This is a genomic window from Paraburkholderia sp. OAS925, assembly GCF_040543975.1.
Lineage (GTDB): Bacteria > Pseudomonadota > Gammaproteobacteria > Burkholderiales > Burkholderiaceae > Paraburkholderia > Paraburkholderia graminis.
The window spans coordinates 4000222-4014101 of the sequence record NZ_JBEUNO010000001.1 but is presented as its reverse complement, the minus strand read 5'-3'; the positions used below and the strand labels follow the sequence as shown (position 1 = coordinate 4014101).

Below are 13880 nucleotides of genomic sequence, written 5' to 3'. Positions count from 1 at the left end.
CGAGAGGGGAAAGCTTAGTGCGTGACGCGCGTGACGCCGCCGCTGGAAAGCAGCCGGACGCGGTCGCCGGCGCGGAAAATCTCGCCGGTTGAGCTTTGCGTGATCGCGCGAATGTCGCCGTTATCGAGCCGCACGGTAATTTCCAGACCGTCGCGCACGGCCACCCGGTTCTCGACCGAGTTGCCCGCCACCGCACCCGCCAGACCGCCAATAATGCCGGTGACGATCGAGCCCGTGCCGCCGCCGATAGTGCTGCCGGCCACCGCGCCGAGCGCGCCGCCGCCGATCGCACCGAGGCCGCTCGGCTGACCGTTGTTCGAGCTGATCTTGACGGCGCGCACGCTGTCGACCATGCCCATGCGGACCGTTTCCTCGCGCTGCGCCTGCGACGCGGTGTAGACGTCGGCGGAACTGCTGTTATACGCACACCCCGACATGGCCAGCGAACCGGCGATCAAGGCGGCCACTATCAGGCGACTCGTTGTTCTCATTCCCTAACTCCAATAGCTTTCGGTATTACGGCAGGTCGTACCCGAACGCCTGCTTGAACCGTTCGTTGATCTGCGCCCGGGTGGGCGCGTAATTTTGCGGACCCTGCTGTTCGATCTTCAGTGCGCCCATGAGGCTCGCGAGACGGCCCGTGGTCGCCCAGCCAAGCTTCTTTTCGATGCCGTACAGCAAGCCGCCGCGAAACGCGTCGCCGCATCCTGTCGGGTCGAGCACCTGCTGTGCCTTGACGGCGGGAATGTCTTCGACGCCGCCCGCATGATGAATCTGCGCACCGTGTTCGCCGAGCGTGACGATGAGCGCTTCGACCTTGCCGGCGATCTCCTCGATCGACCAACCCGTCTTGTTGCTCACAAGTTTGGCTTCGTAATCGTTGACAGCTACATAGGTCGCAAGTTCAATCATGCGCCGCAGTGCAGCACCGTCGAAGAGCGGCAGTCCTTGGCCCGGATCGAAGATAAACGGCACGCCCGCTGCGGCAAGATGCTCGGCGTGCTGGATCATGCCGTCGTAGCCGTCCGGCGCGACGATGCCGAGCGTGATGTCCTTCGCTTCGTCCGCGCGGTTCAGATGCGACTGCATCATCGCGCCCGGATGGAACGCGGTGATCTGGTTGTTCTCGAGGTCGGTGGTGATCATCGCCTGCGCCGAATAGGTGCCCGGCACGACCAGCACGTTTTCCGTCGACAGCCCGAGCTGCCTGAAGCGGTCCATGTAAAGCTGCGCGTCGACCTCGCCGAGCGTGCCCATGATGCGCGCGTCGCCGCCGAGCAGATTCAGCGAATAGGCGATGTTGCCCGCGCAGCCGCCGAACTCGCGGCGCATCGTCGGCACCAGAAAACTCACGTTCAGGATGTGGACCTGCTCCGGCAGGATGTGCTCCCGGAACCGGCCTTCGAAAGTCATGATGTTGTCGTAGGCGAGCGAGCCGCAAATCAGCGTAGCCAAGGCGAGCGTTCCTGTAAAAAAAGAATGAAGAAATCGGGGTGACGATGTGAAAGCGCCGCGCGTGGAGCGCGGCGCCGGAGTCTGCTACGCCGAGGTTTTACTTCAGCGCGGCGAGTGCTGCGTCGTAGTTCGGTTCGTTCTTGATCTCGCTGACCAGTTCCGAGTGAACGACCTTGTCGTTCTCGTCGATCACGACGACGGCGCGCGCGGTGAGGCCCGTCAACGGACCGCTGGTGACGTCGACGCCGTACGCCTGCGCGAAGTCATGGCCGCGGAACGTCGAGGCCGTCACGACGTTCTCGATGCCTTCGGTCGTGCAAAAGCGCGACGCCGCAAACGGCAGATCGCCCGACACGACGATCACGGCCGTGTTGCTGAGCTTCGCGGCGGCTTCGTTGAACTTGCGGGTGGACGTCGCGCAGGTCGGCGTGTCGAGGCTCGGGACGATGTTCAGCACCTTGCGCTTGCCCGCGAAATCGGCGAGCGACAACGGCTTCAAATCCTTGCCGACCAGCGAGAAAGCGGGCGCGGTCTGGCCGGCCGACGGAAAGCTGCCGGCTACTTCGATCGGGTTACCGCCCAGCGTGACTTGACTCATGTTGTTGTGCTCCGAAAGTTCGTCTGTGACGACGGTGAGCGCGCCCGAATCGAGCCGGACGCGCGGGGATGCGTTACGGATAGAAAATCTGTACGCGGAAATTCGACGCGACCGCGTTGCCCGTATCGAGGCGCACGATCATGGTTTGCGTCATGTGCGGCGGCAGGCCGGCTGCGATCGGCGTGCCCGGCGCCACGTAGTCTTGCGGAAACAGCACGCGGCGCAGCGCGATGTTGTTCTGGTCGTCGAGCAGCGTGAGTTCGATCGCCGGGTAGGCGAGCGCGACGTTAAAGCGGTTGCGCAGCGGCATGCGCAACTCGAGCTTATGCGGCCCGTCGACTTGCCGCAGATCGGACGGCTCGACCTGCAGACCGTCGATGTCGTGCGGCGCCGTGACCTGGCAACCGAGTTGCGCGCATACCTTCGTGTACAGCGCCTGGCTGCGCGGCATATAGACGAGCACCGTTTCGCGTTGCCACCATGCGAGCTGCGCCAGCAACGCGATGACGAGCAGTCCCGCCGCCACCGATCCGCCGATGATCCACGCAAGGCGGCGCGGCTCTGCAGGGCGGGTTTCCCGCACCACCGGGAACGGATCGGCGTCGTCGTTGACCGGCTGCACGGAGAACGGCTCGCCGTCCGGCGTGGCTGCCGCGCGTGCCGGGCCGCGCAGATCGAGATCGTCGTCGAAATGCGGGTGCGGATGCGTTGTGCCGAGGCCGGCCGCGCCTACGCCGGTCGTGCCGAAATGCGGTTCGTTGTCGGGGAATCCGTGGAAACTTGCCGACTCGTTCAGCACCGGTTCGTCGGGCTCGGAGCCGGGAGCGCGCTCTGTCTTATGCCAGACGCGCGGTGCTTCGTCGGCGGGCGGCTGCGTTGCTGGTTCGTTTGCCGGTTCGCTTGCCGGTTCCGTGTCATACGCGAACGGTTCGAGCGGTGCGTCCGCGAGCAGCGGTTCGTGATCGGCTGCAGCCGTCGGCGCGCTGCCTGCGGGCAAGCGCGGTTCCTTCGGCGCAGCACCCACTGCATCCGTTGCACCCGCTGCCGCCGATGGACCTGCGCCCACGTAGCGCGGCTGCGCCGAGACGTTCTCTGCGTTGTGCCTGAGGCGTTCCTCGAAGAGCGGCGTGGGTCTCGGCGCCCACGGGTCCCACGCTGAGGGGCTGAAATCCGCGCCGCTCGGGCGCACGCCCGCAAGCGCCTCCATGGCCGCGGCTGCGGAGACCTGTCTTGCAGTGGAGAAGTCGCCCGCTTCGCTGATGTCGTAGAGGCTGCCGGATGCATCGAATACTTCGTGGCACTGCCCACAGCGCACGAGCCCGCGACGCAGCGCGAGCTGCGCCGGTTGCAGGCGGAAAACGGTTTCGCAGAAGGGGCAGCGCGTTGCCAGAAGCATAGTGAGCCGGTTAGCCAGGAGGCCGTTGGTTGGACAATGCGCCTTATTCTAATGGCTTTCGCGACGCGTTCCCGTTAAGCATACCCAGCCTTCGTGTTCGCGCCATACGCCGATGTCGATCCACCGCGCGTACACCTGCGCGACTTCGTCGGCCTGGCGCGCCAGGATGCCGGACAATGTGATCCGTCCACCGGGTTTGACCTTCGACGACAGCATCGACGCCATCAGCTTGAGCGGATTGGACAGGATATTGGCGACCACAATCTCGAATTCACCGGTCGGACATTCGTCGGGTAAGCCGTAGGTGACTTCAGCGCGGTTGCGCTCGCTGTTGTGACGCGCCGACTCGACCGCTTGCGGGTCGATATCGATGCCGTACACCGGATTCGCGCCGCACTTTTTGGCGAGAATCGCGAGGATGCCGGAGCCGCATCCGTAGTCGAGCACGGACTGTCCGGGCTTCACCGATTGCTCCAGCCATTCCATGCACAAACGCGTGGTCGGATGGCTGCCCGTGCCGAACGCAAGGCCCGGATCGAGTTCGAGTATCAGCGCGTTCGGGTCCGGCGCGTCGTGCCACGACGGCACGACCCAGATCCGCTCGCCAATCGGAATCGGATCGAATTGCGACTGCGTGAGCCGCACCCAGTCCTGTTCCTCGACTTCACGCACGGTGAAAGGCGGCGCTGCGGCGAGACCGATTTCATTCGATGCCGCCGCGAGCAGCACCGCGGGATCATGCTCTTGCGCAAGCAGCGCGATCACGCGCGAATGCTGCCATGCGGTGCGGTCGGGCGTGAGACCGGGCTCGCCGAAGAGCGGCTGCTCATCGGGCGTGTCGGCGTCCGCATCTTCCACGGACACCGACAGCGCGCCCAACTCGAGCAGCGCGTCGGACAATTCCTCCGCGTGCTCGCGTGCCAGTTCGGCGACCAGTTCCCGGTAACTCATGACTTACGCTTCTTCCGGCGCGGCCTGCTGCTTCGCGGCCAACCGGTTCTCGAGGTAGTGAATGCTCGTGCCGCCTTCGACGAACTTCGCGTCGAGCATCAACTCGCGATGCAACGGGATGTTCGTCTGAATGCCTTCCACGACCATTTCCGACAGCGCGATGCGCATCCGCTTGATCGCCTGCTCGCGCGTCGCGCCGTAAGCGATCAGCTTGCCGATCATCGAATCATAGTTCGGCGGCACGAAATAGCCATTGTAAGCATGCGAATCGACGCGGATGCCGGGACCGCCCGGCATGTGCCACGACGTCAAACGTCCCGGCGACGGAATGAACTTGAACGGGTCTTCGGCGTTGATCCGGCATTCGATCGCGTGACCCTTGAAGACGATGTCGCGCTGACGGAACGCGAGCTTCTCGCCGGCCGCGATGCGGATCTGTTCCTGCACGATGTCGACGCCCGTGATCAGTTCCGTCACCGGGTGTTCGACCTGCACGCGCGTGTTCATTTCGATGAAGTAGAACTCGCCGTTTTCGTACAGGAACTCGAACGTACCCGCGCCAAGATAGCCCATCTTCTTGCAGGCGTCGGCGCAACGATCGCCGATCCGGTCGATCAGACGGCGCGCGATGCCCGGCGCCGGCGCTTCCTCGATCACCTTCTGGTGACGGCGCTGCATCGAGCAGTCACGCTCGCCGAGCCAGACCGCGTTCTTGAACGAATCGGACAGCACCTGAATTTCGATGTGCCGCGGGTTCTCCAGGAATTTCTCCATGTAGACCTGCGGGTTGCCAAACGCGCGGCCGGCTTCTTCGCGCGTCATGTTGACCGCGTTGACGAGCGCCGCTTCCGTGTGCACCACGCGCATGCCGCGGCCGCCGCCGCCGCCCGCCGCCTTGATGATGACCGGATAGCCGACCTGGCGCGCAATTTTCACGATCTCTTTCGGATCTTCGGGCAACGCGCCTTCCGAACCCGGCACGCAGGGCACGCCGGTTTTGATCATCGTTTGCTTGGCGGTCACCTTGTCGCCCATCATCCGGATCGTTTCCGGGCGCGGGCCGATGAAGGTGAAGCCGGACTGCTCGACACGCTCGGCGAAGTCGGCGTTCTCCGACAGGAAGCCGTAGCCGGGGTGGATCGCTTCGGCGTCCGTGACTTCCGCCGCGCTGATCAGCGCGGGCATGTTCAGATAGCTGAGATTCGAGGGCGCCGGGCCGATGCAGACCGCCTCGTCCGCGAGCTTCACGTACTTGGCTTCCTTGTCGGCTTCCGAATAGACGACGACCGTCTTGACGCCGAGTTCGCGGCAGGCGCGCTGGATACGAAGCGCGATCTCGCCGCGATTGGCAATGAGGATTTTTTCAAACATAGCGGGTTTTCGACTCATCAGTGGGCGCCGGGTTGTTCACAACACCGGCTGCCTCAGAAGATCGGATGCGCGCCGTGCCCAACGGGCGCCAGTAACGCAAGGGGCACAGCGAGCGCAACGGCATGCGCGCGGCAAGGCGCGGGTGCGCCGCCGCGGTGAGCCACTTAGCCGACCACGAACAGCGGCTGGCCGTATTCCACCGCCTGACCGTTTTCGACGAGGATTTCCTTCACGACGCCGGACTTGTCCGACTCGATTTCGTTGAGCAGCTTCATCGCTTCGATGATGCAGATCGTCTGGCCTTCCTTGACCGTATCGCCGACCTGGACGAACGGCTCGGCGCCCGGCGACGGCGCACGATAGAACGTGCCGACCATCGGCGACGTCACGACGTGGCCCTGCGGAGCGGCTGCCGCCGGCGTCGCCGGAGCGCCTGCCGCGGCGCCTGCGGCCGGAGCTTCGCCGCCGTTGGCCGGCGCACCCTGCGCGAACTGCTGCGGCGCGTACGAAGGGGACTGTTGCACGTAAACCGGCGGCGCATTCTTGACGATGCGCACCTTGCCTTCGCCCTCGGTCACTTCGAGTTCGGAGATGCCGGACTCCGAGACCAGGTCGATCAGAGTTTTCAGTTTACGTAGATCCATCAGGAAGCCCCTTTCAATGCGTGGAAGTGCCGGCGCGTGGGCGGCCGGCGCAAATTAGACGTGTTGTTGATTCAGCCGCGCGACGAACCGGCCGCCAGCCGGTCGAGCGCGAATTCGAGCGCGTATAGATAGCCCTTCCAGCCGAGACCGCAGATCACCCCTTCGGCCTGGTCGGAAAAATACGAGTGGTGCCTGAACGGCTCGCGGCGATGCACGTTCGACAGGTGAATCTCGACGAACGGAATACCGACGCCCGCCAGCGCGTCGCGAATCGCCACGCTGGTGTGCGTGTACGCGGCGGGATTGATCAGAATGAAATCGGTCTTTTCGGTGCGCGCGGACTGGATGCGATCCACGAGCGCGCCTTCGTGGTTGCTCTGGAACGACGCCAGTTCAACCCCGGCGTCCGCTGCGCGATCGGCGAGCGCCTGATCGATCTGCGGGAGCGTCACGCGGCCATAAACCTCGGGTTCCCGTGTGCCGAGAAGATTGAGGTTGGGGCCGTGCAGTACCAGCAGTCGCGTCATGGTCGCTTCTTTTTCCGTGGAATTGGGCGCACTTTAGCGCTGATTAGAGAAACTTGTCTAGTTTCCTGCACGGACGGCGCGTTGTGAGCGCTCTTTTGACGGCTGCGCGGCGGTTCAACTTCTCCCAATTCCGCGCGATTTCCGCGTAACTTCGCGCCTTTCCGCCGCAAACGGATGTCAAAAGATTAGGAAATTTACAGCGAGTCGAGCGTCTGTTTCAGCGCTTTTGGATCGATCTGGCCTAATTTTGTCGCGCGAATGTTGCCGTTGGCGTCGATGACTACGGTGAATGGCAGCCCGCCCGCCGTATTGCCGAAGGCCCGCGCGAGGTCGGCGCCGCCAAAGCCCGTCACGTAGACTGGATAGGCGACTTGCACCTTTTGCAGGAATGTCTGGACGTTTTTCTCCGAATCCACGCCAAGTCCGACGAACTGGATGCCTTTGCCCGCGTAGTCGCGCTGAAGTTGCGACAGCGCCGGCATTTCCTCGACGCAGGGGCCGCACCATGACGCCCAGAAGTTGACGACAATTGGCCGGCCCTTCAGCGCAGTTAGCGATTCGGGCTTGCCGTCGGCTGTCTTGACCGGCATCGCCCAAAACTGCGCCACGGCGCTTTCTTTTGACGCGGGCTGCGCTGTCTGCGCCACATCGCTCACGCCATCGCCCTCGTGGTGGCGGCCGTTCAGCCAGTGATTGGCCGCGACGCCGCTCGCGGCCGCGATCACGGCGACGAAAACGCCGAAGAGAATCCGTCTGGTGTTCATCATGCGTGTCTAGTTGGTGGAAGGTGCGACGCCGCCGCCGTCGAGCAGCAATTGAACCGCCTGCAGATTCGCGCGCGCCGTGCGTCCGCGCGCGTCGGCCTTGACCGCGCCGCGCAGGTCGTCTGATTGGTAAAGGGCGACGTGAACCCCGACGGGTTCGGCGTCGCGTCCTTCGCTCGCCGACCGCCACAGGAAGCTCAGCGTCTCGACGTAGCCGCGCCCGGCGAAATGGCGCGTCTCCGAAACGTCGTACTGAATGTTCGCGTTCAGAAAGTAGATGGCGACTTCCTTCGGGTCGTCGCAGAACAACTGAAGGTGAATGTCGGAATGCTCGCCGGCCGTGCCGCCGAGCACGGCGCCCGTCAGGTACGGATTGAACGGCGCGAGCCGCTCCATCCATTCGACCGCGATACGCCGCAGGCGCCGCAACAGCGCCGGCTGACTGTCGCCCTGGAAGAGCGACTGGTATTCGCGGATTTCTTCCTCGATCTGGTCGTTATCCGGCAGCCATTCGCCGGCGACGCGGCTTTCCCCGACCACCTGCCGGGCCGCTTTGCGCTTGGCCGTTGCGTAGTCGAGGCCGTCTTCCGCAATCAGGCGCGCGGCCGCGACCGCGATTTCCTCGCGCACGCGCTGCGGATCAAAATGTGATTTGCGAACCATTCGTCCATCATACTAGAGATTGATGACAGCCCTTTCCGGCGGCCCGGACCGCTGTGGGCGCGTGCCAGGGGCGTGCCGGGGCGGGCGAGCGCGCTTAGGTCTTCGGGAGGCGTCGGTTACAATAGCGACCTTTGTGGGCAGCCGTTTCGGCTGCTCCCCATCTCACGTCCCTCGCAGCAAAGCGCCGGCCGCCCGGCGTTTTTCTGGCCCCCTCGGGGTCGGGCGCCAAGCGCCGGGTGAGGGGCCTTCCAGGAAAAACGCCCGCGCGGCACGACAGGCTTATGCACATCCACATCCTCGGTATCTGCGGCACGTTCATGGGCGGTCTCGCGGTCCTCGCGCGCGGCGCGGGCCACACGGTGACGGGCTGCGACGCCGGCGTCTATCCGCCCATGAGCACGCAGCTCGAGGCGCAAGGCATCCGGCTGATCGAGGGCTACGACGCGGAGCAGTTGAACGGCCTGAACGCCGACCTGTTCGTGATCGGCAATGTGGTCACGCGCGGCAATCCGTTGATGGAAGCGATTCTCGACCGCGGCCTGCCGTATGTGTCGGGCCCGCAATGGCTCGGCGAACACGTGCTGAACGGCAAATGGGTGCTCGCCGTGGCCGGCACGCACGGCAAGACGACGACCACGTCCATGCTGACCTGGCTGCTGGAAGACGCCGGTCTGAACCCCGGCTTTCTGATCGGCGGCGTGCCGCTCAATTTCGGCGTGTCCGCGCGGCTCACGGATTCGAGCTTCTTCGTGATCGAGGCGGACGAATACGACACCGCCTTCTTCGACAAGCGCTCGAAGTTCGTCCACTACCGGCCGAAAACGGCCGTGCTGAACAACCTCGAGTTCGATCACGCCGACATCTTCCCGGATCTCGCCGCCATCGAGACGCAGTTCCACCATCTGATCCGCACCGTGCCGCGCATTGGCCGCGTCGTGACGAACGGTCGCGAAGACGCGCTGGAGCGCGTGCTGACGCGCGGCTGCTGGAGCGAAGTGGAGCGCTTCGGCGTGCAGGGCGGCTGGGAAACGCTGCCCGCGGAAGACGGCGTGCCCGTCGACGAACGCTTTGCCGTGTATCACAACGCCGAGCGTGTGGGCGTGGTCGAGTGGCAGGTGCAGGGCGAACATAACCGGATGAACGCGCTCGCCGCGATCGCCGCCGCGCGCCATGTCGGCGTGCCGCCGGCGCAGGCGGCGAAGTCGCTGGCGAGCTTTCGCAACGTGAAGCGGCGCATGGAAGTGCGCGGCAGCGTGGACGGCGTAACCGTCTACGACGACTTCGCTCATCATCCGACCGCGATCGAAACGACCGTGGCGGGCCTGCGCGCACGCGTGGGCCGCGACAACACGCGCATTCTCGCGGTGCTCGAGCCGCGCTCGAACACGATGAAGCTCGGCGTGATGAAAGCGCAATTGCCCGCCAGTCTCGCCGACGCCGATCTGGTGTTCGGCTACGGCGCGCCGAGCGGCCGCGACGCGCTCGGCTGGAACCTGGGCGAAGCACTCGCGCCGCTCGGCGCCAACGCGCAAGCCTTCGACAATCTCGACGCGCTCGTCAAAGCGGTAGTGCATGCGGCGCGCCCCGGCGACCAAATCCTGGTGATGAGCAACGGCGGCTTCGGCGGCGTGCATCAGAAACTGCTCGACGCCCTTTCCGCGCGAGGCGCCACGTGATCCTTTATCTGCACGGCTTCCGCTCGTCGCCGAATTCGTTCAAGGCGCGCCTGCTGGCGGCGCGCCTTGTCGAACTGGGTCGCAGCGACGAATGGTGCTGCCCGATGCTGCCGGTTTCACCCTCCGAGACGATTGCGCTCGCGGAGTCGCTAGTGGCCGCTGCCGGCACGCAGCGCGTGACCGTGATCGGCAGTTCGCTCGGCGGCTACTTCGCCACGTATCTGGCGGAAAAGCACGGCTGGCCGGCCGTGCTGCTGAACCCGGCGGTCGTGCCGCAACGCGACCTGAGCGCCTATCTCGGCGAGCAGCCGTTGTGGCATGGCGGCGGCAGCATCGTCGTCGAGCCACATCATCTTGACGAATTGCGGGCGCTGAGTGTGACGTCCATCACGCGCCCCGAACGTTATTATTTGCTGGCCGCGACCGGCGACGAAGTGCTCGACTACCGCGAAATGCTCGCGCACTATCCGGGCGCGCGCACGACGCTGATCGAGGGCAGCGACCACGCGATCAGCGAGTTCGCCGATTATGTCGACGACGTACTGGCGTTTTGCGACGCCGAAGACGTCGAGCCGCCTGCGCCGCGCGAAGCAGCTTGAGCAATAGCCGGACTTAACCAGAGTTAGCCAGACATAGCGAACGCCTGGCCGGGTCGAAGCCGAACGTAGCCGGCGCGATCCAGAAAGCGGACCGCGCGGCAGCAGAAGCGCTGCCCGCCATCAGATTCATGCCGCACAGATTCATGCCGCATGCGCGCCTCGCGCGCGGCGGACCCACCATCACGAACACGTTGCCGTGCCGCGCACGCCGGCGGATGCAAGTCAGACGAGAGTATTGAGTGAACGTTTTCTTCGAGGAATCGGGCAGTTTCAAGGCCGGCAGCGTGCTGTCGCGCCAGGGCGATGCGTTTCAGGTCGAGTTGCCGGGCGGCCGCCGCGCCAAGGTGCGCGCCAAGGATGTGCTGATCGAGTTCGACAAGCCAGGCGCGGCCGAGTTAATGCAGGAAGCAGACGCCGTCGCGCAGGACATCGATCTCGACTTCCTGTGGGAATGCGCGCCCGACGACGAGTTTCCGTTCGCCACGCTCGGCGCGGAATATTTCGGCGAGCGTTTCGGTCCGACCGAACGCGCGGCGCTGGTGCTGCGCATGCATGGCGCGCCGGTGTATTTCCGTCGCAAGGGCCGCGGCATGTATCAGCGCGCGCCGCAGGAGCAGCTCAAGATGGCGCTCGCCGGCCTCGAGCGCAAGCGGCAGCAGGCGCTCATCCAGCAGGGCTACGAGGAAGAGCTGAAGGCCGGCCGTTTGCCCGAGGCGTTCACCGGCAAGACGGCGCTCGCGTTGCTGACCAAGCCCGACAAGAACACCATCGAGTACAAGGCGCTCGAAGCCGCCGCGGCCGCGCGCGGCATTTCGCAGGCGCGGCTGATGCTGGAATGCGGCGCGATTCCGTCGGCGCGTGCGCTGCACGAGGCCAGATTCCTCGCCGAGTTTTTCCCGCACGGCACCGGCTTTCCGCCGGTCACGCTCGGCAGCTTGCCGGACGATTTGCCGGAAGCCAACGTGCAGGCATTCTCGATCGACGACATCACGACCACTGAAATCGACGATGCGTTCTCCGTCGAGCATCTCGCGGACGGCCGCGTGCGGATCGGCGTGCACATCGCCGCGCCGGCGCTCGGCATTCAGCGCGGCGACGAGGTCGATGCGATTGCGCGCACGCGTCTGTCGACGGTTTATATGCCGGGCGACAAGATCACGATGCTGCCCGACAGTGTCGTCGATGCGTTCACGCTTGCCGAGGGCGGTTTGCGTCCCGCGCTGTCGCTCTATGTGATCGTCAATCGCGAGACGCAGGAAATCGTCGCGAGCGAAACCCGCGCCGAGCGTGTGTTCGTGAAGAACAATCTGCGTCACAACACGCTCGACGAACTCGTCACCGAAGAAGCGCTCGCCGCCGGAACGGGCGAGTATCCGCACAAGGAAGACATCGCGGTGTTGTGGCCGTTCGCGCAGGCGCTGTTCGAAAAGCGTCAGGCCGCGCGCGCGGGCTACGGTCTGCGCCGCGAGGTGCAGCGCAATACCGACTTCAACTTCTACGTCGAAGGCGAACACATCACGATTACGCCGCGCCGGCGCGGTTCGCCGCTCGACACGATCGTCGCCGAACTGGCGATTCTCGCGAATTCGTCGTGGGGCGCGTTCCTGCACGATCACGGCGTGCCGGGCATCTATCGCACGCAGCGCGCGTTCGGAGCGCCGACCGGCCCCAAGCGCACGCGCATGCAGACCAATGCCGCGCCGCACGAAGGGCTCGGCGTCACGCAGTACGCGTGGAGCACGTCGCCGCTGCGCCGTTACGTCGACCTGGTGAATCAGTGGCAGTTGCTCGCGTGCGTGCAGCATGGCGTGACCGCCAAGCTGGCCGCGCCGTTCAAGCCGAAAGACGCCGATCTGTTCGCCGTCGTGCAAGGTTTCGACGATACGTATACCGCGTACGCCGATCATCAGCGTCGCATGGAATATTTCTGGTGCCTGCGCTGGTTGAAGCAGGAGAACAGGAAGCAGGTGGTGGCGTCGGTGGTGAAGGGCGATCTCGTGCGGCTCGAAGAGATTCCGTTGCTGCTGCATGTGCCGGGGCTCGGCGTGCATGCACGCGGCACGCGCCTGCAGATGGAAGTGATGTCGATCGACGAATTGACTGTCGAGGCGTCCGTGCGTCTTCTGCATGTGCTCGACGCGCCTACTGTGACGAGCGGCAGCGAAGCGGAAGAAGCGGACGAGACGGACGAAGGCGAAGAAGAGGAAATCGTCGAGGCATCGGACGAAAGCGCCGAGAGCGAAGCCGAGGCGCAAGCCGAAGCGGATGCCGAAGGCGATTCCAATGCGAACGATGCTTCGGGCAGCGAAGGTTCGTCGAATGCCGACGCCGGGCAGCACATCACGGAACCCGGACGATGAGCGCGGCAGAAACGAAAGACCGTTACGCGGTGATCGGCAATCCGGTCGGCCATAGCAAATCGCCGTTCATTCACGGCCGCTTTGCCGCGCAGACGGGCGAGGCGCTCGAATACGGCGCGTTGCTCGCGCCGGTGGATGCTTTCGTGCCGCACGTGCGCGCCTTTATCGACGCGGGCGGCCGCGGTCTCAACGTGACAGTGCCGTTCAAGCTCGACGCGCACGCTTTCGCCGACAGCCTCTCGCCGCGCGCGGCCGCTGCCGGCGCGGTGAATACGTTGCGCGTCGATTCGAGCGGCATCTACGGCGACAACACCGATGGCTTCGGGCTCGTGCGCGACATCGAAGTGAATCTCGGCGTGCCGCTGAAGGGCGCGCGCGTTCTGCTGCTTGGCGCCGGCGGCGCCGCGCGCGGCGTGGTGCTGCCGATGCTCGAGCGCGCGCCGCATACGCTCACCATCGTCAACCGGACGGCCGAGAAGGCCGAGGCGCTGGTCGCGCAGTTCGCGCAAGCCGCGAGTGACGCCGCTTGCCGTCTGAGCGGCGGCAACGCGCGCGCGATCGAGGCGGGCGCTTACGACGTGATCGTCAACGCGACGGCGGGGAGTCTCGAAGCGTCGTTGCCGGAGTGCGACGAGCGCGCGTTCGGCAGCGGCACGCTTGCCTACGACATGATGTACGGCGCGCATCCGACCGTCTTCATGGAGCACGCGGCGAAGCTCGGCGCGCGCGGCGCCGATGGTCTCGGCATGCTCGTCGAGCAGGCAGCCGAATCGTTTTACGTCTGGCGCGGCGTGCGGCCCGACGGCGCGCCTGTGCTCGCCGAACTGCGCGCGTTGTTGACGGCGCCGTCGCACGCCTGACGCGCGCATCCGTCAC

General features: G+C 65.1%; 14 protein-coding genes. 4 read left to right on the top strand and 10 right to left on the bottom strand.

The annotated features are described in order from the left end of the window. Window positions 1–14 precede the first annotated feature (14 nt). The 10 genes from ABIE53_RS17625 to ABIE53_RS17580 form a co-directional block, all read right to left on the bottom strand. On the bottom strand, window positions 15–491 hold the full coding sequence (locus tag ABIE53_RS17625; protein ID WP_006051854.1) for an outer membrane lipoprotein: 477 nt from the start codon (window positions 489–491) through the stop codon (window positions 15–17). Window positions 492–516: 25 nt separating this feature from the next. After that, entirely contained in the window at window positions 517–1455 is a 939-nt protein-coding gene (locus tag ABIE53_RS17620; RefSeq protein ID WP_006051855.1) for a carbohydrate kinase family protein, read from the bottom strand. Window positions 1456–1552: 97 nt separating this feature from the next. Next, window positions 1553–2053, bottom strand: a complete 501-nt coding sequence (tpx, locus tag ABIE53_RS17615; protein WP_006051856.1) for a thiol peroxidase — start codon at window positions 2051–2053, stop codon at window positions 1553–1555. A gap of 73 nt (window positions 2054–2126) precedes the next feature. Next, the gene (locus ABIE53_RS17610; protein WP_006051857.1) at window positions 2127–3449 is read right to left on the bottom strand and encodes a zinc-ribbon and DUF3426 domain-containing protein; all 1323 of its coding nucleotides are present in this window, start codon (window positions 3447–3449) and stop codon (window positions 2127–2129) included. A gap of 48 nt (window positions 3450–3497) precedes the next feature. Further along, window positions 3498–4400: a 50S ribosomal protein L11 methyltransferase gene (prmA, locus tag ABIE53_RS17605; protein WP_192698734.1), complete on the bottom strand. Its 903-nt coding sequence runs from the start codon at window positions 4398–4400 to the stop codon at window positions 3498–3500. 3 nt (window positions 4401–4403) lie between these two features. Beyond that, complete coding sequence (gene accC, locus ABIE53_RS17600; RefSeq protein ID WP_006051859.1) at window positions 4404–5771, bottom strand: acetyl-CoA carboxylase biotin carboxylase subunit; 1368 nt, start codon at window positions 5769–5771, stop codon at window positions 4404–4406. 164 nt (window positions 5772–5935) lie between these two features. Continuing rightward, window positions 5936–6415: an acetyl-CoA carboxylase biotin carboxyl carrier protein gene (gene accB, locus ABIE53_RS17595; RefSeq protein ID WP_006051860.1), complete on the bottom strand. Its 480-nt coding sequence runs from the start codon at window positions 6413–6415 to the stop codon at window positions 5936–5938. Between the two features lie 71 nt (window positions 6416–6486). Beyond that, entirely contained in the window at window positions 6487–6942 is a 456-nt protein-coding gene (gene aroQ / locus ABIE53_RS17590; RefSeq protein WP_006051861.1) for a type II 3-dehydroquinate dehydratase, read from the bottom strand. A gap of 194 nt (window positions 6943–7136) precedes the next feature. Continuing rightward, window positions 7137–7706, bottom strand: a complete 570-nt coding sequence (locus ABIE53_RS17585) for a TlpA family protein disulfide reductase (RefSeq protein WP_044021888.1) — start codon at window positions 7704–7706, stop codon at window positions 7137–7139. Between the two features lie 9 nt (window positions 7707–7715). Next, window positions 7716–8369 (bottom strand): hypothetical protein, encoded by a 654-nt coding sequence (locus ABIE53_RS17580; protein ID WP_006051863.1) that lies wholly within the window; start codon window positions 8367–8369, stop codon window positions 7716–7718. A gap of 281 nt (window positions 8370–8650) precedes the next feature. On the opposite strand from ABIE53_RS17580, the gene mpl reads away from it, so the two are divergent. From mpl to aroE, 4 genes are all read left to right on the top strand, one after another. Further along, the gene (gene mpl, locus ABIE53_RS17575; protein ID WP_006051864.1) at window positions 8651–10045 is read left to right on the top strand and encodes a UDP-N-acetylmuramate:L-alanyl-gamma-D-glutamyl-meso-diaminopimelate ligase; all 1395 of its coding nucleotides are present in this window, start codon (window positions 8651–8653) and stop codon (window positions 10043–10045) included. Continuing rightward, window positions 10042–10644 (top strand): YqiA/YcfP family alpha/beta fold hydrolase, encoded by a 603-nt coding sequence (locus ABIE53_RS17570; RefSeq protein WP_006051865.1) that lies wholly within the window; start codon window positions 10042–10044, stop codon window positions 10642–10644. The genes mpl and ABIE53_RS17570 overlap by 4 nt, the downstream gene beginning before the upstream one ends. Window positions 10645–10883: 239 nt before the next feature. Next, window positions 10884–13004, top strand: coding sequence for a ribonuclease catalytic domain-containing protein (locus ABIE53_RS17565; RefSeq protein WP_006051866.1), 2121 nt, complete (start codon window positions 10884–10886; stop codon window positions 13002–13004). Beyond that, window positions 13001–13864, top strand: coding sequence for a shikimate dehydrogenase (gene aroE, locus ABIE53_RS17560; RefSeq protein ID WP_192698735.1), 864 nt, complete (start codon window positions 13001–13003; stop codon window positions 13862–13864). The genes ABIE53_RS17565 and aroE overlap by 4 nt, the downstream gene beginning before the upstream one ends. The last annotated feature ends 16 nt before the right edge of the window (window positions 13865–13880 follow it).